This window comes from Corynebacterium sp. HMSC034B08 (assembly GCF_001835805.1).
GTDB lineage: Bacteria > Actinomycetota > Actinomycetes > Mycobacteriales > Mycobacteriaceae > Corynebacterium > Corynebacterium coyleae.
The window spans coordinates 436,787-458,537 of the sequence record NZ_KV825964.1 but is presented as its reverse complement, the minus strand read 5'-3'; the positions used below and the strand labels follow the sequence as shown (position 1 = coordinate 458,537).

Annotated in this window: 18 protein-coding genes and 1 pseudogene; 15 read left to right on the top strand and 4 right to left on the bottom strand. The window is 61.9% G+C overall.

The annotated features are described in order from the left end of the window. Nucleotides 1-29: 29 nt before the first annotated feature. Nucleotides 30-1,418 carry a class II 3-deoxy-7-phosphoheptulonate synthase gene (locus tag HMPREF2656_RS08600; protein WP_070422179.1) on the top strand — a complete coding sequence of 463 codons (1,389 nt, stop codon included), beginning with the start codon at nucleotides 30-32 and terminating at the stop codon, nucleotides 1,416-1,418. A 33-nt stretch (nucleotides 1,419-1,451) separates the two neighbouring features. Here HMPREF2656_RS08600 and HMPREF2656_RS08595 read toward each other — a convergent pair. Then, nucleotides 1,452-2,741, bottom strand: a pseudogene (locus HMPREF2656_RS08595) (protein kinase); the annotation flags it as partial. A 25-nt stretch (nucleotides 2,742-2,766) separates the two neighbouring features. On the opposite strand from HMPREF2656_RS08595, the gene HMPREF2656_RS08590 reads away from it, so the two are divergent. Continuing rightward, nucleotides 2,767-3,129: an Rv2175c family DNA-binding protein gene (locus tag HMPREF2656_RS08590; protein WP_224213699.1), complete on the top strand. Its 363-nt coding sequence runs from the start codon at nucleotides 2,767-2,769 to the stop codon at nucleotides 3,127-3,129. On the opposite strand, the gene HMPREF2656_RS08585 is transcribed toward HMPREF2656_RS08590, so the two are convergent. The 3 genes from HMPREF2656_RS08585 to HMPREF2656_RS08575 are packed head-to-tail and all read right to left on the bottom strand — an operon-like array spanning nucleotide 3,098 to nucleotide 6,266. After that, complete coding sequence (locus HMPREF2656_RS08585; protein ID WP_070816334.1) at nucleotides 3,098-4,543, bottom strand: alpha-(1->6)-mannopyranosyltransferase A; 1,446 nt, start codon at nucleotides 4,541-4,543, stop codon at nucleotides 3,098-3,100. The two genes, HMPREF2656_RS08590 and HMPREF2656_RS08585, sit on opposite strands and share 32 nt — an antisense overlap. Continuing rightward, nucleotides 4,543-5,634 carry a polyprenyl synthetase family protein gene (locus tag HMPREF2656_RS08580; RefSeq protein WP_070816333.1) on the bottom strand — a complete coding sequence of 364 codons (1,092 nt, stop codon included), beginning with the start codon at nucleotides 5,632-5,634 and terminating at the stop codon, nucleotides 4,543-4,545. The genes HMPREF2656_RS08585 and HMPREF2656_RS08580 overlap by 1 nt, the downstream gene beginning before the upstream one ends. A 44-nt stretch (nucleotides 5,635-5,678) precedes the next feature. Then, complete coding sequence (locus tag HMPREF2656_RS08575; protein WP_092102753.1) at nucleotides 5,679-6,266, bottom strand: GNAT family N-acetyltransferase; 588 nt, start codon at nucleotides 6,264-6,266, stop codon at nucleotides 5,679-5,681. Nucleotides 6,267-6,433: 167 nt separating this feature from the next. On the opposite strand from HMPREF2656_RS08575, the gene HMPREF2656_RS08570 reads away from it, so the two are divergent. The 13 genes from HMPREF2656_RS08570 to murC all read left to right on the top strand — a co-directional run bounded on the left by HMPREF2656_RS08570 (nucleotide 6,434) and on the right by murC (nucleotide 21,742). Next, nucleotides 6,434-6,868, top strand: a complete 435-nt coding sequence (locus HMPREF2656_RS08570; protein ID WP_070816332.1) for an SAV_6107 family HEPN domain-containing protein — start codon at nucleotides 6,434-6,436, stop codon at nucleotides 6,866-6,868. An 81-nt stretch (nucleotides 6,869-6,949) separates the two neighbouring features. Beyond that, nucleotides 6,950-7,342, top strand: coding sequence for a DUF3040 domain-containing protein (locus tag HMPREF2656_RS08565; RefSeq protein WP_070422185.1), 393 nt, complete (start codon nucleotides 6,950-6,952; stop codon nucleotides 7,340-7,342). Nucleotides 7,343-7,769: 427 nt separating this feature from the next. After that, nucleotides 7,770-8,204: a division/cell wall cluster transcriptional repressor MraZ gene (gene mraZ / locus HMPREF2656_RS08560; protein ID WP_070422186.1), complete on the top strand. Its 435-nt coding sequence runs from the start codon at nucleotides 7,770-7,772 to the stop codon at nucleotides 8,202-8,204. A 175-nt stretch (nucleotides 8,205-8,379) separates the two neighbouring features. Then, nucleotides 8,380-9,393: a 16S rRNA (cytosine(1402)-N(4))-methyltransferase RsmH gene (gene rsmH / locus HMPREF2656_RS08555; RefSeq protein WP_070483991.1), complete on the top strand. Its 1,014-nt coding sequence runs from the start codon at nucleotides 8,380-8,382 to the stop codon at nucleotides 9,391-9,393. A 47-nt stretch (nucleotides 9,394-9,440) separates the two neighbouring features. Continuing rightward, entirely contained in the window at nucleotides 9,441-10,148 is a 708-nt protein-coding gene (locus tag HMPREF2656_RS08550; protein WP_141761047.1) for a cell division protein FtsL, read from the top strand. A gap of 109 nt (nucleotides 10,149-10,257) precedes the next feature. Next, nucleotides 10,258-12,210 carry a peptidoglycan D,D-transpeptidase FtsI family protein gene (locus tag HMPREF2656_RS08545; RefSeq protein ID WP_083279395.1) on the top strand — a complete coding sequence of 651 codons (1,953 nt, stop codon included), beginning with the start codon at nucleotides 10,258-10,260 and terminating at the stop codon, nucleotides 12,208-12,210. 24 nt (nucleotides 12,211-12,234) lie between these two features. Beyond that, the gene (locus HMPREF2656_RS08540) at nucleotides 12,235-13,740 is read left to right on the top strand and encodes a UDP-N-acetylmuramoyl-L-alanyl-D-glutamate--2,6-diaminopimelate ligase (RefSeq protein ID WP_070816330.1); all 1,506 of its coding nucleotides are present in this window, start codon (nucleotides 12,235-12,237) and stop codon (nucleotides 13,738-13,740) included. Continuing rightward, on the top strand, nucleotides 13,737-15,257 hold the full coding sequence (gene murF / locus HMPREF2656_RS08535) for a UDP-N-acetylmuramoyl-tripeptide--D-alanyl-D-alanine ligase (RefSeq protein WP_070816329.1): 1,521 nt from the start codon (nucleotides 13,737-13,739) through the stop codon (nucleotides 15,255-15,257). Before HMPREF2656_RS08540 ends, murF begins: the two co-directional genes overlap by 4 nt. Before the next feature lie 39 nt (nucleotides 15,258-15,296). Continuing rightward, nucleotides 15,297-16,403 (top strand): phospho-N-acetylmuramoyl-pentapeptide-transferase, encoded by a 1,107-nt coding sequence (mraY, locus tag HMPREF2656_RS08530; protein ID WP_070816328.1) that lies wholly within the window; start codon nucleotides 15,297-15,299, stop codon nucleotides 16,401-16,403. Continuing rightward, complete coding sequence (gene murD / locus HMPREF2656_RS08525) at nucleotides 16,400-17,794, top strand: UDP-N-acetylmuramoyl-L-alanine--D-glutamate ligase (RefSeq protein ID WP_246825138.1); 1,395 nt, start codon at nucleotides 16,400-16,402, stop codon at nucleotides 17,792-17,794. The genes mraY and murD overlap by 4 nt, the downstream gene beginning before the upstream one ends. A 43-nt stretch (nucleotides 17,795-17,837) precedes the next feature. Next, complete coding sequence (locus HMPREF2656_RS08520; RefSeq protein ID WP_070422193.1) at nucleotides 17,838-19,232, top strand: FtsW/RodA/SpoVE family cell cycle protein; 1,395 nt, start codon at nucleotides 17,838-17,840, stop codon at nucleotides 19,230-19,232. Between the two features lie 12 nt (nucleotides 19,233-19,244). Next, complete coding sequence (locus HMPREF2656_RS08515) at nucleotides 19,245-20,321, top strand: UDP-N-acetylglucosamine--N-acetylmuramyl-(pentapeptide) pyrophosphoryl-undecaprenol N-acetylglucosamine transferase (RefSeq protein WP_070816326.1); 1,077 nt, start codon at nucleotides 19,245-19,247, stop codon at nucleotides 20,319-20,321. Beyond that, on the top strand, nucleotides 20,321-21,742 hold the full coding sequence (murC, locus tag HMPREF2656_RS08510; RefSeq protein WP_070614586.1) for a UDP-N-acetylmuramate--L-alanine ligase: 1,422 nt from the start codon (nucleotides 20,321-20,323) through the stop codon (nucleotides 21,740-21,742). The genes HMPREF2656_RS08515 and murC overlap by 1 nt, the downstream gene beginning before the upstream one ends. The last annotated feature ends 9 nt before the right edge of the window (nucleotides 21,743-21,751 follow it).

Sequence of the window (21,751 nt, the reverse complement as noted above, 5' to 3'; positions counted from 1 at the left end):
GGGCAGTAATCCGTGCTAAATATAGAACGGTGAGCTGGACTATTGATATCCCCAAAGAGGTACTGCCCGATCTGCCGCCGCTGCCGGGAGATTTAAACGCGCAGTTTGAAGATGTTATTTCCCGCGATGCGAAGCAGCAGCCGTCGTGGGACCCTGCCCAGGCTGAGTATGTTCGCAAGATTTTGGAGTCCGTCCCGCCGGTCGTGCTCGCGCCCGAGGTTGAGGGGCTCAAGTCGCATCTAGCGGACGTCGCCAACGGCAAGGCGTTCATGCTGCAGGGTGGCGATTGTGCTGAGACGTTCGAGTCCAACACCGAGCCACACATCCGTGCCAACGTGCAGACCCTGCTGCAGATGGCTGCGGTGTTGACCTACGGTGCGTCGATGCCGGTGGTCAAACTTGCTCGTATTGCTGGCCAGTACGCGAAGCCGCGCTCGTCTGATCTTGATGAGAATGGTTTGCCGAATTACCGCGGTGACATCGTCAACGGTGTGGATCCGACCGAGGAGTCTCGTCGCCACGATCCGGCCCGCATGGTGCGTGCGTACGCGAACTCGTCGGCGGCGATGAACTTGGTGCGTGCCCTGACGGCGTCCGGTACTGCGGACCTGCACAACATCAACAACTGGAACCGAGAGTTCGTGACTAACTCGCCGGCGGGTGCGCGTTACGAAGCACTTGCTCGCGAGATTTCGCGTTCGCTTGCGTTCATGGATGCTTGTGGCGTCAGCGACACGAACCTGCGTACGTCCAGCGTGTACGCATCTCACGAGGCGCTGTTGGTGGATTACGAACGTGCGATGCTGCGTTTGGCCACGGATTCGAAGGGTGAGACGAAGCTTTACGATCTGTCCGCCCACCAGCTCTGGATCGGTGAGCGCACCCGCGGTATCGACGATTTCCACGTCAACTTCGCCGCGATGATCAGCAACCCGATCGGTATCAAGTTGGGCCCGACCACCACTCCAGAAGAGGCTGTCGCTTACGCAGATAAGCTTGATCCGAACCGCGAGCCGGGTCGTTTGACCATGGTGATCCGCATGGGGCAGGACCGGATCCGCGAAGTACTGCCTGGCATTGTCAAGGCGGTTGAGGCCTCCGGCCACAAGGTCATTTGGCAGTCGGACCCGATGCACGGCAATACGTTCACGTCGAGCAATGGCTACAAGACGCGTCACTTTGACAAGATCATCGACGAAGTTCAGGGCTTCTTCGAGGTCCACCGCGAACTCGGCAGCCACCCGGGTGGTATTCACATCGAGCTCACGGGTGAAGACGTCACTGAGTGCCTCGGCGGTGCGCAGGACATCACTGATGTGGATCTGCCGGGCCGTTACGAGTCCGCTTGCGACCCGCGTCTGAACACCGAGCAGGCACTCGAGCTGTCGTTCCTCGTTGCAGAGATGCTGCGCTACTAAGACAGCGCTACTCGGCCAGCGCTACCGCGGGATGACGATCTCCGGGATGTCGCCGTACATCCCGGAGCCGAACCACCATGCGCCCAGACCAACCGCAGCTACTACGGCGATTGCAACAGCGGTGTAGAGCACGACACCGATCAGAGAGCGGTTAGTTACCGGCTTGACTGCGGGGCGCTTTGCCGGATTGGGAGCGGCAGGCCGGGGTGCACGTGGTGGCACGGGTGCGGGCACGGGGGCGGCTGCAGGCGGAACGGGGGCCGGAACCGGAGCCGGAGACGCCTGTGCAGCGGGCCATTGGCTGCGTGACGGCAGTTCTGGGGACGCCTGCTTAGTTGGCCTCTCAACTGCGGGGGCGACTCGCGTTGGCGCCTCGTCATCGGGGAAGAGGCGTCGCTGTGTGGCGTTGTTGACTAGTCCGAAGTTAGTCGGGTGTGCTGCGGCTCGCGTGGCTGCGGCGTTGCGCGGGGCAGGCACGGTGTAGTCCGGCAGTGCAAGTTCGGCTGCTACGTCGTCGAGTGCGGCGAGGAATTCTCCCGCATCGCGGAAGCGCGCTTCGGGGGTGCGGGCGGTTGCGGTGGCGACGAGCTCGTCGAAAAGCATTGGCACCCCGGCAATGAGTGAGGACGGCGCGGGCACATCTCCATGGAGGCGTGCGTACGCGTGCGCGATGGGGGTGTCGCCGTGAAATGGCGTGCGGCCGGTGAGGAGTTCGAACAACACGATGCCGGCGGAGTACACATCCGATGCGGCTGTGATGGGGCTGCCGTCGACTTGTTCGGGGGAGAGGTAGGCGACGGTGCCCACGATTTGGTCGGTCGAATGTGTGTTTTCGGCGGCTGCGCGCACGAGGCCGAAGTCGGAGAGTTTGACGCGGCTGGAGGCGTCGATAAGCACGTTGTCCGGCTTAATATCGCGGTGCACCATGCCTTTCTCATGTGCGACGGACAGTCCCGTGAGCATGCCGCGCATCACTTCGGCGGCTGCGTGGGGAGGCATCGGACCACGCTCGGCGAGCAATTCGCGCAGCGTGCCGCCGGTGATGAGTTCCATGATGAGAAACACGTTGTTGCCGGACGCGGAGAAGTCGTACACGTTGACCAAGTTAGGGTGGCTGAGCTGCGCCATCGCGCGGGCTTCGCGCCGGAAGCGGTCGCGAAACACAGCGTCGTGGACGTATTGCTCGTGCATGACTTTCGCAGCGACTTCCCGGCCCAGGCGGGAATCGATGCAGCGATACACCGTGGCCATGCCACCACGGGCGATGGCGCGGTCCACGACGTAGCGTTCGTCGAGAGTTGTGCCTGGAGCGAGTGTTGCCATGTACCCCAGGGTAGAATCGTGCGCCGTGAGCACACAAACGAATCTCGAGCAATTGCTTAGCGACGAAACCTTGCTGGCCTTTCCCGACGCCGCCGAAGCGTTGGGCGTTCCGGTCACTCGTGTGCACGACTATGTCGGTGCCCGCAAACTTGTCATGTACATCCGGGATGGTAAAAAATTCATCCCGGCTGGGCTGATCGGTGAGGATGGGCTGTCGAAGTTCGTCTCAGGCGCGATCACCGTGCTTGCCGATGGCGGCTACAACGACGAGGAGATCCTCACATTCCTCTACACCGAAGAGGATTCGCTACCGGGGCGCCCGATTGACGCCTTGCATGGTCAGAAAGCGCGCGAAGTTATTCGTCGTGCGCAAGCGATGGCATTCTAAACACCCAGCGAGTCGCTACCACGGCGACGATGAAGGCTGCGGCGAGGAACCACACGTCGTAGAGCCTGTGGTTGCCGCTGCCTGTAAACGCGAGTGCCACGACGACGGATGCGCCGGTAGTAATTCTAGCTACCCAGGCCGGTGCCCGGAACGTGCCCACGAGCGCCAAGATGGAGGCGTAGTACCACGGCAGCGTTACCGCGTTGGTGACAAACGCTGCCGTATACGCCACGGTGGTGCCCGCCAGCATCCGCGGCGCGTAGTCCTTGCCGCGCGCCGGGCGGAACCACCACCACGTGATCACGAGCGCGAGGAGCATCGCGAAGCTGAACACCGTGCGGGTGGCTGCAAGCGTTGTGTTGTAGCTGAAGTCGTCGTTGACCAACTGCACGAGCGGGGTAATCAGTTCTGCGGCGAACGTCGGACCAGCCAGCGGATTGATCACCTTCGAGTTACCGGTGATTTCTTCGAGCCAACCCCACGTTGAGCCGCAGACCCACGTCACCACCTGGATGACGGCGACCGAGACCGCCAGCGCCCAGGCTCCAGAGACGGCAAGCGCGGCGAGGTGGTGGGGCACATCGTGGACGCGGGCGCGACGCATGACCATCAGCCACACCACAAACGGCAACGCGAACGCAGCCGTGGCCTTGAGCGATACCGCGCATGCGATGAGCACGATTCCGGGGGTGCACCACGTGTGTCGCATGCACAGGTACAGGCCCGCGCACACCAGGCCGACCATGACCGCCTCGTTGTGCATGCCGCCAATCAGGTGCAACAGCATGACAGGGTTGGCTACACCTACCCACAGTGCAAACCCGGGGCTAGCACCTGCGAGGCGCGCGATGCGCGGTACCGACCAGACAATGAGCGCGAAACCTGCCAGCGCGATCAGCCGGTAGGCAACGACGCCAAACGCGACGTGGTCGCCGACAATCGTGGTCACCGCTTTGCCAATGCCCAAGTGCAGTGGCCCGTACGGCGTTGTGGTGTTGCGCCAGTCGTGGGAGACCTCCCACAAATACGGGCCGGGGTTGATAGCGGCGCCTTCGGAGTAGGGGTCGAAGCCGTCGCGAAGCATTGCCCCCTGCATGAGGTAGGAGTACACGTCGCGCGACATGATTGGTGCGCTCAAGGCGAGTGGAGCGGCCCACGACCACACCGCACGGAGCACGGTCTGCTCGCCTGGGCGGGTGCGCCACAGCCACAGCCAGGCAAACACGAGAAGACCAGTGCCCGCCATCAGGAGGCCGTCCATCATGCCGCGGCCGTGGCCGTAAGTGAGGAACTCAAGGCCTATCGAGCGCATGAGGCCGTCACGGTAACGCGTCGCTCCGGCACCAAAGGAACCGATCGCGATGAGAACGGCTGCGACAACGCCGAGGGGGATCGGCCGGATTTTACCGGCCATCACATACGCCGGTCTGTGGCCTTGTGGGCCAACTCGGACAGTGCCTGGCGAGCTTCAGCAGTAATACCGGCGGTATCCAGGTGAGCAATGCCGGACGCGGTGAGACGGTTAATGCGCTCTTCGACCGCATCCTCCGCACCACTTTGGCGGATGAGATCGGCGAGGCGCTGAAGCACCTTTGGGTCGGTGGCGGTACCTACACCGGTGCGGAGCTCGTGGGCATCGTTGGCATCGAGAAGCTCAAGCGCCGTCGCGTAAAGGACAGTGCGCTTTCCTTCGCGCAGGTCATCGCCCGCAGGTTTTCCGGTGATTGCTGGGTCGCCGAAGACACCGAGGAGGTCGTCGCGAAGCTGGAATGCGATGCCAATATCGCGTCCGTAACCACGGAATGCCGCAATGGTCTCATCGTCGGCACCAGCAATAGTCGCACCAAGATGAAGCGGACGCTCGATCGTGTACGCGGCGGTCTTAAACCGGTTCACCCGATCCGCCATGTCCGCAGACTCGCTGCCACGGCTTTCCAACGAAATATCAAGGATCTGCCCACCGATGACTTCCGTGCGCATGCCCACCCACGGTTCCGCGGCGCGTTGCAGCGCCTCCAACGAAACACCGGAGTAGCGCCACATATCTTCCGCCCAGACTAAGGCGAGATCGCCGAGCAAAATTGCGGTGTTCACGCCAAACGTCGCAGCGTCACCCAGCCAATGGTTTTCGAGGTGCTGGGCCTCCACACTGCGGTGCACCGTGGGGTTTCCGCGACGGGTATCGGAGGCGTCCACGATGTCGTCGTGGACCAGCGCACACGCCTGGATGAACTCAAGCGCACTCATCGCGCGCAAGACCGCGTTTGGGTCCTCGCCGCTAGTTTCCAAACCACCGGCGCCGACAAAACCGGCCCAGCCGTACAGCGGACGCACTCGCTTGCCACCACCCAGTGTGAACGCGCGCAAGTGCGCGACTGCTTCCGAGACAGGCTCACCGATCGCGGAAATTGCCGGCCCGTGTTCGTCGAAAAACTGCTCCAAATGCTTTTCGACGACACCAGGCACCGCACTTAAGTTCCCAATCCCCAATTCGTGTGTAGCCACGCTGCTCCTCACCGTCGTCTACGAAAATCTCTCTGGAACGTACCCTAGTCAGCCTCGCCGACATGAGGTGTGCCCGCCATGTCGAGTGCGAGAATCGCAAACGGGCGAGGGTCGCTTCCGTAATAAAAATTGCGAGCAACGTCCTGGAACCCAAACTTGCGGTAAAGCCCAAATGCGTTATTAGCTTCGCCGTCTACCTCGGGAGTAGATAGGACAGCCCAACGAGCTGATGTCGATGCGAGCAGTTCCCTGAGCATCGCCGCACCAATGCCGCGGCCCTGGTGCCTCGGATCCACATGCACTTCGGCGATTTCGAAGTAGTTGGCCAGTAGCGCACGGTCGTCGTCAGAAAGCATGCCGTCTAGACGTTGCTGAGTGAGTGCTTTGACGAGTTGTTGGTCCCACCAGCGCTCCCGCGCGCCGAGAAAACCGTAGGCCACTCCGATGACGCTGTTGTCCGAGATTGCGGCCACGGCGGAAAAGCCTGGCCAGGTGACCTCTCCACGCCACACGCGTAAACGCTGCGCGCGCATGGTTTGGGGGTACCCCATAGCTTCCATGTAGATGTCCACCAACCGTGGCACGAGGAAAGAAAACTCCGCCTTGGTCAGCCTTTGGATCTCAATGTGCACCCCACTATCGAACCACTTATGTGCCTGTTGCGGGGCTTGACCACACATCCTCGTTCGAACAGTCGAACACACGTGCTAATTTTTGGTTGTGGTGTCGTGGGTGACTTCTAGGGTCATGGGCAATCAAAAGGCGACATGCACTGGTAACAGCGAAAGGGGAAAGTGTCATGGGAAGCGTAGTTTCAGCCACAACGGGCAGGGCGTACGGGGATATGGGGGCGCCGCGAAAGTTTGACTCGTTCATCTTCTCTGCGGAGGCACTGCTTGCACAGGCACACACCGACTTTGCGGCAAGGCGCTACGACCTTGCAATGGAAAACGCATACCGGGCTGCACTGCGCATCGCTGGCGCATGCAACGCTCGCAGCATTGTGCTCCGGAAGCGGAAGCGGCTGCCAACTAATGCGTGGGACAAGCTCGCGCTCACCGGGGAAAGTGGCCAGCACTGGGCGACGGTATTTTCTGCATACTCGGCGCGCCGGGCGAGGGTGGCGTCTGGGATCGACGACAACCCGTCGCCGGTCGTGGTCTCAAGCCTTATCGGTTCGGCTGAGGACTTTCTCCTGGACGCCACTGGGGGTGATGCGCCGATGGCGGCGTAATAAGGCGCGGGAACAATGTGGGTACGATGTTCGTTGTATCCATACATTGTTCATTCATAGCTGGGATCTGGAGAGAAAGTAGTGTCTCTTTCTGAGCAGGAAATGCGCGCACTGCGCGAGATCGAGCAGTCGCTCCTTGCAGACGACCCGAAGTTCGGTTCCTCGGTCGCTCCGTCCTCTGGGTATGGTGCTTCGCACCCGTCGGGCCGGCTGACTATGCGTAGCCTCGCCCTCATTGTGCTGGGCCTTGTCCTTCTTCTTGGGGGAGTGGCGCTGGCGTCGTGGAGTCTGTGGACTGTGGTGTTGAGCATCGTCGGCTTCGGTGTGATGTTCTATGGGGGGATCATGGCGCTCCGTACCCCGGCTGCCGCTGGTGTTTCGCTGCAGCGAGCGCAGGCTCAGTCCAAGTCGCGCTCGCCGCGCAGTGTTAGCCTGGAGGAGAGCTTCCGTCGACGGTTTGAGGATCGTCAGTAGCTTTTAGCTTTCCCTTCGCCCTCCCGGTCTCTTCGGGAGGGCAATTTTTTATCCCCACTTCGCCCCACATTCCCCACTTTGCCCCACCCGTTGGTTTGATCCGGCCATTTTGCCTGTTAAAGGACGTTCGGAGCGGGTTGCGTCTCGTGTGCCTATAGGTGATTGATGGGGTTGTAGTGGGGGATGTGGCGGTAAGTGGGGGACATTGGCGGGTAATTGCCCCACGGGGATTGTGGCCGTTGACCTGCGTATTCTTCTTGTTGTGGGAACTAAGTTGCTCAGAGTGTGGCGTTTGTGGGGGGAAGTGGGTTAAAGTGGGGCACAGCGGAGCACCGTGGTGCGCATCTTGACTACGTGCGTAATGCGGAGCGAAGCCGAGAAAACTGCAAATGCCAATCTCTGAAGGTGAAGGAAGGTAGGTCGCCGGATGTTTCTGGGAACCTACACTCCCAAGCTCGACGACAAAGGGCGCCTGACGCTGCCTGCGAAGTTCCGTGAGGACTTGGCAGACGGCCTGATGGTGACCAAAGGACAGGACCACTCCCTCGCGGTGTACCCGCGGGACGAGTTTGCTGCACGCGCCCGCAAGGCCGCTGCAGCATCAAGGACGAACCCGAAGGCGCGCGCGTTTATCCGCAATCTGGCTGCCAGTGCGGATGAGCAAACGCTCGATGGGTCCGGACGTATCACCCTGTCGCCGGCACACCGTGAGTACGCAGGCCTTTCCAAGGAGTGCGTAGTTATCGGTTCTGTGGATTTTCTCGAGATCTGGGATCTTGAATCCTGGAATAAGTATCAAGAAGAGACTGAAGCCGCGTTCTCCGCGGCGGATGACGACGACATTCTCTCCGGTCTGCTGTAGGACTGACTACCCAACAGCGGGCAACCAATTCGGAGAGTGTGTACGGACTCTGTCCGGGGCGTGAAGCATTCTGGTGTACTTCCCCGACATCAGAACAGCCGCCCCGGACAGGGCTCTACATACTCCCCGGCTTAGAAGGAGCCGACGACTAACTGACCGCGAGGGGTGAGCCCGGATGGTGTACCGCACACACGCTGCAGACCCTCATGGGCATGTGCCGGTCATGCGCGACCGCATGGCCGAACTCCTGGCCCCAGCTGTAGAGGCGTTCGGCGCCAACGCCGTCATTGTCGATGGAACCCTTGGTGCCGGTGGCCACACCGAACACTTTCTCAACGTATTCCCGCAAGCGCGCGTGATCGGTGTGGATCGCGACCCGAATGCGCTGCAGCAGGCGACTGAGCGCCTGGCTCAGTTCGGTGAGCGTTTCACTCCGGTGCAATGCCGGTTCGACTACATCGGCGACGAGATCGCATCGGGGGAGGGCGAGACCTTCGACCTTGTGAGGCAGCACGGTGTGGCTGGTGCGCTGTTCGACCTCGGTGTTTCATCGATGCAGTTGGATCAGGAGGAGCGTGGCTTTTCCTACCGCGGTGACGCACCGCTGGATATGCGCATGGATCCGACCACCGGCATCACTGCGGCCGAGGTACTTAACACGTACTCGCACGGAGACCTGGCGAGGATTCTGAAGTCCTACGGCGATGAACGTTTCGCAGGCAAGATTGCGTCGGCTGTGCTGAAGGAGCGCGAGCGTGCGCCGTTTGACCGTGCGGACCGGCTCGTGGAACTGCTGTACAGCACCATCCCGGCCGCCACGCGACGTACTGGCGGTCACCCGGCGAAGCGCACCTTCCAGGCGCTGCGGATTGAGGTCAACCGCGAGCTTGAGGCTGTCGAGCGAGTGGTTCCGGTGATTACGGATTTGCTCGGCGTCGGCGGGCGAGCAGTGTTCATGAGTTACCAGTCGCTCGAGGACAAGATCGTCAAATCTGCCTTCGCTGAACTGACAGCTTCAAAGACGCCGGCGGGACTTCCGATGGATCTGCCGGGCACCGAGCCAACGTTCAAACTCATCACCCGCGGGGCGGAAAAGGCTCCGCAGGAAGAGATTGAGCGCAACTCGCGTGCAGCACCGGTGAGGGTGCGCGGCGTCGAGAAGCTTAAGCACTCAACGACAACCACATAACCCACAACAAACCACGTACAACACACAACCATCTGAGGACGGACACCATGGCAGCACGAGACACACGAGGTGGCTCCCGCGCGATGACGCTGACGCGCGATGGCAGTGCCCGCACCAGCCGTACAAGCGCTCCGGCACGTCGTCGCACGATGCCGGGTGTGAAGCCGCATGTGCCGCACTCCCGAGGGCGGGGGCGCCTCGGCTCGCAGCAGGTTGTGTCTGTGCGTGGGCGTCGGGTTGGCACGGTCGCGGCGCCGTCGCGTTTTTCCGCAGTGTCCGCACTTGCGGTGCCTCTGCTGGTGATCGGTATTGCTATAGCGATGCTGCTGTCCGGCGTGGCCACGACACAAACCTTCACCATCCAGCAGCTGCAGTCGAAGGAGCGTGAACTTGCCAACGAGGTCGAGTCGCTCAACCGTGACTTAGAGGATCGTCGTTCTGCTGCGGAGATCGCACAGCGCGCTGCAGGCGCAGGCATGGTGGTCGCTGGAGAACCTGGCCTAGTGGAGGTCATGGAAGATGGTCGTGCTGAAGAGCGCCGGCCTTTCAACCCAGAAAAGGTTGCCAAGATTGTCGACGTTAACGGCGAAGCGTTGCGGCAGGGCCGTGCAAGCAGTGATGGCCGTGCAACCCGCGAGCTGGCGGATGCGCTGACTCAGGTTCCAGGTGGCAATCAAGCTCCGCCTCGTCCGCAGCAAGCACCGCAGGTTGCCAACGTGGCGCCGTATCAGGCAAATGTGCCCGCCGGCGAATAGACGTTAACGGTGGGGGTTGTGCCGCAGGCGTGTGGCGCAACCTCGTTTCGCATTTGTGCGGGGCATGATAAACGAGTCAATGAGCAGATTTGGTAGGTGAGGAGGGCACGTGACATCCACGGGCACACCCCGGAAGCGTCCGGCGCCACGGAAGAGTCAGCGTCACATCACCAACCACCGTGTATTCCTTTTGACGCTTGTGTTCCTCAGCGTTGCAGCCTTGCTGATCGCACGCCTGTTTTGGGTCCAAGTGATCATCGGCGGCGAGTTGCGTGAAGTTGCCAAGGTGCAACGCCAGCGCGAGTATGTTGAGCCAGCGCGTCGCGGTGAGATCGTGGACCGTGACGGCAAGCAGTTGGCGTACACGATGCAGGCAAGGTCGTTGACGGTCTCGCCGAAGCAGTTGCGTGAGGAACTGCGACAGCAGCAAGAGCTGCAGATGCGTATCGACGGCGTCCCCAAGGCAGATATCGACGCGCAGCTCGACGCCCGCGTTGAAGACGTGCTGCGCACAATGGCGAATGAGATCCCCGGCATGATCGGTGGCGAAACTGATCCACAGCCTACGGGTACAGACACAGAGCAGTTGCGCACTGTGGGCAGTGTCAGTGCCAAGGAGATTTTGGACAAGCTCCACGCCGACACGTCGTACGAAGTTTTAGTGCGCAACGTTGACCCCGATGTCGCTGCGAAGGTGGCGGCGAAGTTCCACGGTGTGGCTGCTGACCAGCAGGACATCCGCCAGTACCCGAACGGTGCTGTGGGGGAGAACATCATTGGCAAGGTTTCCATGGACGGGCACGGTCAGTTCGGCCTTGAGGCCTCTAGCGATGCGGTGCTTACCGGTATCGACGGCCGCTCGACCGAGGACGTCTCGGGAGGTGGGCAGTCCATTCCGGGCTCCCTGCGCGATGTGGTGCCAGCGGTACCTGGTGCGCGCATTGAGCTCACGGTGGACCTCGACCTGCAGACGTATGTGCAGCAAGTGCTTGAGCAGGCAAAGGCAAACTCTTTGGCAAAGTCGGCTGAGGCTGTCGTCCTTGACGCTCACACGGGTGAGGTGTTGGCGATGGCCAATACGGACACCATCAACCCGAACGGGGATATTGAAAAGCAGATCAAGCAGGGTAAGGATTTTGAGAACCCAGCGATCTCGCACCCGTTCGAGCCAGGCTCGGTGGCAAAGGTCATCGCTGCAGCGGCTTCAATCGATCAGGGGGTGACTGACCCGTTCGAGGTGCACCAGGTGCCGGGCTCGATCGACATGGCCGGTGTGACAGTGAGCGACGCCTGGCAGCACGATGTTCTGCCGTACACCACCGCAGGCATCTTCGGTAAGTCCTCCAACGTGGGCACATTGCAGTTGGCGCAGCGCCTCGGCGAGGAGCGCTACTGGGATTACCTCAACCGTTTCGGTATCGGTGCTCCGACCGGCATTGAATTGCCCAATGAGTCGCCGGGTCTGCTGCCGGTGCTTGAACAGTGGTCGGGCGGTACCTTTGCCAACTTGCCAATCGGTCAGGGCATGAGCTGGACTGCGCTGCAGATGGCGAGTGTGTACCAGGCGTTGGCCAACGACGGCGAGCGCATCCAGCCACGCATCATCGAGCGCATCGTCGGACCGGACGGGCAAGATATCCCGCAGGATGAGCCGCAGCGCAACCAAGTGGTGAGCAAGGAGGCGGCGCGTACAACGGTGGATATGTTCCGTGCCGCATTCCAAGAAGACCCGACCGGCAACCAGTCGGGTACTGCACAAGGAAATGCGCTAGAGGGCTACCAGTTCTCTGGCAAGACAGGTACTGCACAGAAGGTGAACCCGGAAACGGGCGCATACTCACAGAGCCAGTATTGGATTACGTTTGCGGGTATTGCCCCGGCGAACGATCCGAGATTTGTTGTGGCGGTCATGCTGGACGAGCCGCAGCGCGGTGTACTCGACGGCGGTGCCGGTGGCCAGTCTGCGGCGCCGGTGTTCCGCCAGATTGCGAGCTGGATGTTGGATAAGGAAAATATCCCGCCGAGCCCGCCCGCGGAACCGTTTGTTCTGCAAGCCCAGTAACGGCCCTGAAAGGAAGGAATTATCATGTCCTCAGCGCCCACGCTGACATCCCTCGCTGAGATTGCGGGGGCACGCATCGTCAATGCGCCGCAGGCACCGTTTGAGGTGTCGTTTATTGGTCTTGATTCCCAAAACGTGGAGCCCGGTGGCTTGTTTGCTGCGCTGCCTGGCACGCGGGTGCATGGCGCGTCGTACGCGTTCGATTCGGCCGCAGGTGCGGTTCTGACTGACGAAGAAGGTCTTGCGATCATCCAGCAGACGTCGGATCGCCGGCCGGTGTTGGTCGTCGATAATGTGCGCGCGATTCTTGGCCATGTTGCCGCGGAGGTGTACGGGCATCCGTCGAAGGACTTCACGCTGCTGGGCGTGACTGGGACGTCGGGCAAGACCACCACGACGTACATGCTGGAGCGTGGACTGACACAGGCTGGTTGCAAGGTCGGCCTGATTGGTACGACGGGCACGAAGATCATGGGCCGCGATGTGGCCACCGAGTTGACTACGCCTGAGGCGCCGACGTTGCAGGCACTGTTTGCCCGTATGCGCGACGAGGGCGTTACGCATGTGGTGATGGAGGTTTCCTCCCACGCGCTCATGCTTGGGCGCGTGACGGGTGCCCAGTTCGACGTCGCTGGTTTTACCAATCTGTCGCAGGATCACCTTGATTTCCACCCGACGATGGAGGACTACTTCGAGGCGAAAGCCTTGTTCTTTGACCCGTCGAGCGACCTCCACGCGAAGCGCAGCGTGATCTGTGTCGACGATTCTTGGGGTCAGAAGATGGCCGCGCGCGCGGAGCACCCGGTGACGGTGGCAACCCGCGGTGAGCATGCAGATGTCACTGCGGAGCTATTGCGTATCGACGACACCGGAACCCAGCACATTCGACTTCACACTCCAGAGCGTCAGGTGGAGTTTGCTCTGCCGATGCCGGGTGCGTTTAACGTCGCCAATGCCGCCCTTGCCACCACGCTCGCGGCACAGGTTGGTGTCGATGTAGCAGCGTTTGTCGCAGGCCTAGAGCAGGCGGCGGTGCCGGGGCGCATGGAGCGAATTGATGAAGGCCAGGATTTTGTCGCTGTTGTGGATTACGCCCACAAGCCGGCCGCTGTCGCAGCAGTGCTTCAGACGCTGCGTGGACAGGTCGATGGCCGGATTGGTGTGGCGATCGGCGCTGGTGGTGACAGAGATTCCTCGAAACGCCCGCTCATGGGAGCGGAAGCAGCGAAGGGCGCAGACTTTGTTGTGGTGACTGATGACAACCCGCGCACCGAAGACCCGGCAGCGATCCGCGCAGCGGTGCTGCAAGGCGCACGCGACGCAAAAACGGCATACGATATCATCGAGGCAGGCTCCCGCGCGAGGGCGATCGACGCGCTCGTCGAGTGGGCAAAGCCCGGCGATGCCATCATTGTCGTGGGTAAAGGCCACGAGGTTGGACAGATCATCGGCGACACCAAGCACCATTTTGATGACCGCGAAGAGATGCGGCGCGCACTTCGCGCCCGCCGAGAGAAGAGGAACGCATGATTGCACTGACGCTTCGCCAGATCGCGGAGATCACCGGAGGACACTTGAGCCCGGAGGCTGATCCGGACAACTCGGTGACCGGGTTTGTGGAGTTTGATTCCCGCAAGATTGGCCCCGGCGGGCTATTCGTTGCGTTCCCGGGTGCGAACGTGGATGGCCACGATTTTGTGGGTAAGGCGGCTGCGGCGGGTGCCACGGCGTCGTTGACCACGAGGGAGGTCGGTCGGCCGGCTGTGGTCGTCGAGAAGCGACCGCCCAGTGCCGACGACAACTCGGACCTGGCGGTCAACGATCCAACTGGCTCCGCAGCAGGCGTTGTGGATGGGATGTCAAAGTTGGCCACCTATGTGGCCCGCGAACTGACGGAGAACCACGGGTTGCAGATCATCGGCGTGACTGGTTCTGCCGGCAAGACCTCGACGAAGGACCTGATCGCGGCGGTGCTGCAGCGCGCGGGCGAGACGGTGGCGCCTCCGGGGTCGTTTAATAACGAGATCGGCCACCCGTACACGGTGCTGCGCTGCACGGAGGAGACGAAGTTCCTCGTCGCGGAGATGTCGGCGCGCGGTATCGGCCACATTGCGCACTTGGCCACGATTGCACCACCGCAGATCGGTGTGGTGCTTAACGTGGGCTCGGCGCACCTGGGGGAGTTCGGCTCCCGCGAGAACATCGCGCAGGCCAAGGGCGAACTCGTTGAGGCGCTGCCTGCCGATGGCATCGCGGTGCTCAACGCCGACGACGACCTGGTCAACGCGATGGCTCCGCGGACGAAGGCACACGTGGTGCGCTTTTCCGCCAACGGCAATACGGCAGCGGATTACTACGCCACCGATGTGGAACTGGATGCGGTGGCGCGTGCGTCGTTTATCATGCACACCCCGAAGAGCGATCCGCAGCGCGTAACCCTCAACGTGTTCGGTGCGCACCAGGTGGGCAATGCGCTGGCTGCAGCTGCAGTCGGCATTGAATCGGGCATGGATGCCGCAACTGTCGCGCAGGCGTTGTCTGATGCACATTCCGTGTCGGTCAACCGCATGGACGTCAACACCCGCGCCGATGGCGTGACCGTGATCAACGATGCCTACAACGCCAACCCTGAATCGATGCGGGCTGCCATTGCCGCGTTGGGTTACACCGCCGCGGCGCGCCCAGGTGTGCGCTCCGTTGCGGTGCTGGGGGAGATGGGCGAACTTGGCGCCGGTGCGGAACACGAGCACGCGGCGCTTGCCGATGAGTTGGCGCGCTACAGCGTCACCGACCTCATCACTGTCGGGAATAATGCGTCGATGGAAGCGCTGGCCGAGCGTGCTGAGCAATTCGGCATCCGCACCAGCAGCGTCGCCGATGCTGCCGAAGCCAGCGAGGTAGTGCGCGAACTGTTGGCTATGCCGCCAGCGGGTATCGACGACTGGCAGTCGCGCACCGACCGCGATGTCGTGCTGGTAAAAGCATCAAACGTTGCGCGACTGTGGGCAGTGGCCGAGGCGCTACTGCAAGGGCATACGCTTAGATAGTTCAACATGAATAACGAAACAGCAGCGAGGTAACACTTCATGGTTCAAGTCATTTGCGCCGGGATTCTTAGTTTCCTGGTCTCGATTTTTGTGACCCCGCTGCTCATTAGATATTTCCATCGCCGCGAGATGGGGCAGGAGATCCGCGAGGACGGCCCGAAGTCGCACGCCCGCAAGCGTGGCACGCCAACAATGGGCGGCATCGCTATTTTGTTAGCAATCGCGCTTGGCTACGTCGGCGGCAGTCTCTCAGCGTTGGCTACGGGCCACACGGCGTTTACTGCCTCGGGCCTGATCGTGCTGGGGCTTACGCTGTCGCTCGGCCTCGTAGGTTTTGCCGATGATGGCATTAAGTTGTTCATGCACCGCAACCTTGGCCTCAATAAGACGGCGAAGCTTGTGGCGCAGTTTGCCATTTCGATCGCCTTCGGGCTGCTTATCTTGCAGTTCCCGGACGAGAACGGTCTGACACCTGGCTCGACGTTCTTGTCGTTCGTGCGCGACATCGACACGATCAACCTCGCCATCGGCGGGGGTGTGGTGGGCACCATCATCTTCCTGGTGTTCATCTACATCCTGCTCGCCGCGTGGTCGAATGCAGTGAACCTGACTGACGGTCTCGACGGGTTGGCCGCTGGTACGACGGCACTTGTGATGGCTGCCTACTCGGGCATTACGTTCTGGCAGTTCCGTAACTCTTGTGACGCTGTCGCGACCGCTGGCTGTTACTCGGTGCGCGACCCGTTGGACCTGGCTATCCTCGCGGCGGCCGGTTTTGGTGCCTGCGTGGGTTTCCTGTGGTGGAACGCCGCACCCGCGAAGATCTTTATGGGGGATACTGGCTCGCTGGCACTCGGTGGCCTTGTTGCGGGCCTGTCGGTTGCTTCGCGCACCGAGTTGCTGATGGTTGTCATCGGCGCGTTGTTCGTCCTGGAGGCCGCCTCCGTGGTGATTCAGGTTGCGTCCTTCAAGACCACCGGCAAGCGAGTGTTCCGCATGGCGCCGTTCCACCACCACTTTGAAAACGGCGGCTGGCCAGAGACTGCCGTAGTGGTGCGTTTCTGGATCATCTCCGGGATGTCGGTCATGCTTGGCCTCGCCGCGTTTTATGGTGAGTGGCTCTCGTTGAACGGAGCGGGCCTGTGACGCTGCCAGATCATGTTTTAGTCGCCGGTGCTGGTGTTTCTGGCCTCGGCGCAGCGCACTTGCTGACGAAGGCGGGTGCGAATTTCACGGTTGTCGACGACAACCCGGATGGGCGCGCAGCCGCTACCGCAAAAGGCTTCGCGGTGTGTTCCAGCGCTGAAGCGCGCGAGCGCTTCGCTGACACTGGCCTTGTGGTCACCTCGCCCGGGTGGCGACCTGATACGCCATTGCTTGTCGACGCCACCGCCGCCGGCATCGACGTCATCGGCGATGTTGAACTGTGCTTCCGCCTTGACCGCGCCGGCGTGTTTGGCGCACCGAGGACGTGGCTCGTCGTCACGGGCACCAACGGCAAAACCACGACTACGGGCATGCTGGCGGCGATGATGACCGAAGTCGGCGCCGACTCCGGCCGTATCGCACGTGCCTGCGGCAACATCGGCACCGCGGTCGGAGAGGTGCTGCTTCTCGACGAACACGTCGATGTCCTCGTTGCCGAACTGTCCAGCTTCCAGCTGCACTGGTCCTCCGAGCTCGTGCCGGATGCTGGCGTGCTGCTGAACCTGGCTGAAGACCACATTGACTGGCACGGCTCGTTTGCGGAATACGCCGCGTCGAAGGCGAAGGTATTGCAAGCAACGCATGCGGTTGCAGGTATCGACGATACGGAGGTGCAGCGTTTAGCTGAGCAGACTGGTCGCGACGACATCATCGGGTTCACACTTCAAGAGCCTGGCGACAACCAGGTCGGTGTTTCGGGCGGCAGGATCGTGGCCAAACTCGGCGGCGAAACTATCGACGTTGCAAGTGCCGACGGCATCGAGCCCGCCGGAGCCGCCGGTCTGCTTGACGCACTCGCGGCCGCTGCGGTGGCGTTGACCCAGGGGGCCAAGCCGCATCACATCCAGCGGGCACTGGAGAAGTACCGCGTGGCCGGTCACCGTGGGGCGGTGGTGCACTCCGGCGGCGGTGTGGATTGGGTGGATAACTCCAAGGCCACGAACCCGCACGCGGCGGATTCTGCGCTCACCGGTGCGGGCACGGTGGTGTGGGTCGCGGGAGGACAGCTCAAAGGCGCTGCCGTCGACGGTGTCGTCAAAGCACACGCTGATCAGTTCCGCGCCGTTGCTCTGCTCGGTGTGGATCGTGAGCTCATCCGCGCGTCGGTCAACGCGGCCGCCCCGGACGTTCCGGTGTTTGTCTCCGACTCCACGGATTCGGAACAAGCCATGGATGAGGTTGTTGCGTGGGCGGCGACCCAGGCGCAGCCGGGCGATACGGTGCTGTTGGCGCCGGCGGCTGCGAGCTTGGATATGTTTTCGGGCATGTCAGCGCGTGGCGACGCCTTCGCAGCGGCAGCGATGCGACACTGGAGCCCGGATAACAAGTAAGCTCAACTTCACGTTGAGACTTCTCGAATGAAAGGGCAGCTGCATGGCGGTGCAACAGGGGACAACGCGGCGTGCCCCGCGATCGACCGAGCCAACCTCAAAATTGGCACTTAAGGTGCGCAAATTCGAGGAGTTTCTGGATTCCCGGCCGCTCATCGACTACACCATGATCCGCAGCATTGTCCTGGTGCTTGCAGGTCTTGGTGTGGTGATGGTGATGTCGTCGTCAATGGCGACGTCGTTCGCAGATTCCGAGAGCGTCTGGGGCGTGGCCATCCGTCAAACCGTCATGGTCATCGGTGGCCTGATCGCGTTTTGGGTGGCGCTGAAAACGCCGCCTGAGCGGCTGCGCAGCTTCTCCGCTGTCCTGATGGCCGCTTCCGTTATTTTGCTGATCTTGGTGCTCACGCCCTTGGGCACCGGCCGCGAAGAGGTAGGTTCCCAGTCGTGGATTGTGCTGGGCCCGCTGCGCCTGCAGCCATCGGAGGTGGCCCGTGTGGCTATCGCGATGTGGGGCGCGAAGGTGCTCGAACACAGAAATCCGCAACGTTTGTTCCAGGCCAACAACGGTTTCCTCGCGTTCTTTATCGTGGCTGCAATCTGTGTCGCGTTGATTGCCGCACAGGGCGACATGGGTATGGCTTTGTCGTTCGCGGTTGTGGTCGCCTTCATCCTGATCTTCGCGGGTGTGCCAAAGAAGGCAATCGTTTACCTGGGAATTGGTGGCGCGTTCTCACTGATTGTGGCGTTCTTGTCCGGAGGTTTCCGCTCCGCGCGTTTCCACGTGTACTTCGACGCACTGCGCGGCCACTTCGATGACACGCAAGGTATTGCGTTCCAGTCCCACCAAGGCTTTTTGTCGCTCGCAGACGGTCACATTTTCGGTGTCGGTCTTGGCCAGTCCCGCGCGAAGTGGTTCTACCTGCCTGAGGCACGCAACGACTTTATTTTCGCGATCATCGGCGAAGAGCTCGGCCTGTGGGGCGGCACCTTGGTTATTTCCCTGTTCGCCTTGCTCGGCTTTTTCGGTTTCCGTACCGCTCGGCGTGCGCAGTCGCAGTACCAGACGCTGATGGCGGCGGCGCTGACGGCAGCGGTTGTTTCGCAGGCGTTTGTCAACATCGGCTACGTCATCGGTCTGCTGCCGGTAACCGGCATTCAGCTGCCGATGCTCTCTGCCGGCGGTACCTCGGCGGTGATCACCCTGGGTGCGATGGGTGTGTTGGCAAACGTGGCTCGCCACGAGCCGGATGCGATTTCCGCGATGCAGAACTACGGCCGCCCAGTGTTCGACCGCATGCTTGGCGTCCAGGAGCCCCGTCCGATCACACAGCAACGCCAGCCTCGCGAGCACCCACGTGAGCAGGTACAGCGCAATCACCGCCCGACGGCGCCGGTGCGTCAAGCCACTGGTGGGCCGCGCCGCGTGCGTAGATAGCAGGAGGATTACATGAGTGAACTCAACGTCGTCTTGGCAGGCGGCGGCACCGCAGGCCATATTGAGCCGGCGCTCGCCGTGGGGGAGGTGTTGCGTGATCAGTTCGGTGCCAATGTTGTCGCGTTGGGCACGGAGCGTGGTTTGGAAACCACGATTGTTCCCGCCCGCGGTTTTCAGTTGGCGTTGATTGATCCGGTGCCCATTCCGCGCAAGAAGCCGTGGAAGTTGGCTGCGGTGCCGGCGAAGCTGCTGCGTTCGGTCAATCAGGCGAAACAAGCGATGAGATCTTCGGGTGCTCAGGTGGTGCTCGGTACCGGCGGGTATGTGTCGGCGCCGGCATACTTGGCGGCGAAGTCGCTGCGGCTGCCGTTTTTCGCGCTGGAAACAAACGCGCTTGCGGGGATGGCAAACAAGCTTGGGGTCAAGCTCGGCGGCGTTGGCCTGAATGCGGTGGCGAACTCGGGGATGGCCGGCGACGTCGTCGGCATTCCGGTGCGTCCCGGTGTCGGGGTCGACCCGGATGGGGCAAAGCGTGAGCGTGGCCTACGCACGTGGGGCCTTGATCCGGAGAAGACGACCGTCCTGGTTACCGGTGGTTCGCAGGGGGCGGTGAGCATCAACACGGCGCTCGCCGATGCGGTTGAGCGCATTACCGCCGCGGGACACCAGGTGTTGCACGCCTATGGGCGCAAAAATGATGCCCCTGCACCCCACGAGGGTTATGCGGCAGTGCCGTACATCGACGACATGGAGGCGGCCTATGCGGTCGCAGATGTGGTGGTGTGCCGCTCGGGGGCGATGACGGTTGCGGAGAACTCTGCGGCTGGTGTGCCGGCGATCTACATCCCGTTGCCGCATGGCAATGGCGAGCAGGGGTTGAACTCGGCACATTTGGTTGCCACAGGGGCGGCATTGCGTATCGACGACGCCGAGCTCAACGGCGACGTACTCGTCGAGAAGCTGCTGCCTTTGCTCAATAACGACGATGCGCGTGCCGAGATGCGTCGCGCAATTGCTCAATCCGGTGCCGGCAATGTTGCCGAGGACCTCGCGCGCCGCATTGCTGATGCGGCTGGAAAGGAAAACTGATGACGGATCTCTCACGTGTGCACCTCATTGGCATCGGCGGTGCCGGCATGTCGGGCGTGGCGCATATCTTGTTGGACCGAGGCGCAACCGTGACTGGCTCTGACGCGAAGGACTCCCGTCCGGTTCGGGCGCTGAAGGCCAAGGGCGCGAAGGTGGCGCTTGGCCACGACGAGGCCAACCTGCAGCTCTCAGGCGAGCTGCCCACCGCGGTGGTGACGAGCTTTGCTGCTATCCCGCAGGACAACCCCGAACTCGTCCGCGCCAAGCGGGAGGGTGTTCCGCTGCTGCGCCGCTCGGACCTGCTGGCCGAGTTGATGGAGGGCCGTACTCAGCTGTTGCTCGCTGGCACGCACGGCAAGACTTCGACGACGTCGATGGCGGTCGTGGCGTTGCAAGCAGCAGGGAAAGACCCGTCGTTCGCGATCGGCGGGCAACTCAACCGTGCTGGCACGAACGCTCATCACGGCCAGGGCGAGGTTTTTGTCGCGGAGGCCGACGAGTCGGACGCGTCGCTGTTGCGTTACTCCCCAGATGTCGCCGTGATTACGAACATTGAGCCGGATCACCTGGACTTCTACGGCACGCGTGAGGCGTATTTCAAGGTGTTCGATGATTTTGCGGACATTGCGAAGAACATCGTGGTGTGCCTAGATGACGAACACGCCGCAGCTTGCGGTGAGCGCGCAATCGAGCGTGGTCTGACGGTTTACGGATACGGCACTGAAGAAGCCGCAAAGCGCCACCCGAGCGTGCCGGCAGCGGCGGTGATTACCGAAGAGCGCCAGGAAGGCGAGCACACCGCAGTCGGTGTGCGTTTGCGCACGCCTGATGTCTCCGGCGAGGTCACCTACAGCATGGCTATCCCGGGCCGCCACATGGTGCTCAACTCGGCAGCAGCGCTGCTCGGTGGGGTACTCGTCGGCGCGAATCCGGAGAAGCTCGCCCAGGGGCTCAGCGAGTTCACGGGCGTGCGCCGTCGTTTCGAGTACAAAGGCAGCGTCGGCGAGACTCGCGTGTACGACGACTACGCCCACCACCCGACCGAGGTGGAGGCGGTGCTTACCGCGGCCCGCGACAAGGTGGAAGCAGAAGGCAACGGTGCGCGTGTGGTCGTGTGCTTCCAGCCACACCTGTACTCGCGCACCCAGGAGTTCTCCAGCGAGTTTGCTAAGGCATTGTCGCTGGCAGACGAGTGCGTGCTGTTAGATATCTACGGTGCCCGTGAAACCCCGGTTGAGGGTGTGACCTCGCGCATTATTAGCGACGAAATGACCATCCCGGTGCACCTTGAACCGGACTTCTCTGCTGCTCCTGCAACCGTTGCGTCCGTGACCGAGCCGGGTGACTTGGTGCTCACGATGGGGGCGGGCAGTGTGACCATGCTGGCAGACGAGATCCTGGATGCGTTGGCGGGTAAGTAATGTCCACAA

Coding starts and splice junctions, on each gene's coding strand:
- murF (WP_070816329.1), top strand. CDS start 13,737: ATGATTGCACTGACGCTTCGCCAGATCGCGGAGATCACCGGAGGACAC.
- HMPREF2656_RS08550 (WP_141761047.1), top strand. CDS start 9,441: ATGGCAGCACGAGACACACGAGGTGGCTCCCGCGCGATGACGCTGACG.
- HMPREF2656_RS08585 (WP_070816334.1), bottom strand. CDS start 4,543: ATGGCCGGTAAAATCCGGCCGATCCCCCTCGGCGTTGTCGCAGCCGTT.
- HMPREF2656_RS08540 (WP_070816330.1), top strand. CDS start 12,235: ATGTCCTCAGCGCCCACGCTGACATCCCTCGCTGAGATTGCGGGGGCA.
- murC (WP_070614586.1), top strand. CDS start 20,321: ATGACGGATCTCTCACGTGTGCACCTCATTGGCATCGGCGGTGCCGGC.
- HMPREF2656_RS08520 (WP_070422193.1), top strand. CDS start 17,838: ATGGCGGTGCAACAGGGGACAACGCGGCGTGCCCCGCGATCGACCGAG.
- HMPREF2656_RS08515 (WP_070816326.1), top strand. CDS start 19,245: ATGAGTGAACTCAACGTCGTCTTGGCAGGCGGCGGCACCGCAGGCCAT.
- mraZ (WP_070422186.1), top strand. CDS start 7,770: ATGTTTCTGGGAACCTACACTCCCAAGCTCGACGACAAAGGGCGCCTG.
- HMPREF2656_RS08570 (WP_070816332.1), top strand. CDS start 6,434: ATGGGAAGCGTAGTTTCAGCCACAACGGGCAGGGCGTACGGGGATATG.
- mraY (WP_070816328.1), top strand. CDS start 15,297: ATGGTTCAAGTCATTTGCGCCGGGATTCTTAGTTTCCTGGTCTCGATT.
- rsmH (WP_070483991.1), top strand. CDS start 8,380: ATGGTGTACCGCACACACGCTGCAGACCCTCATGGGCATGTGCCGGTC.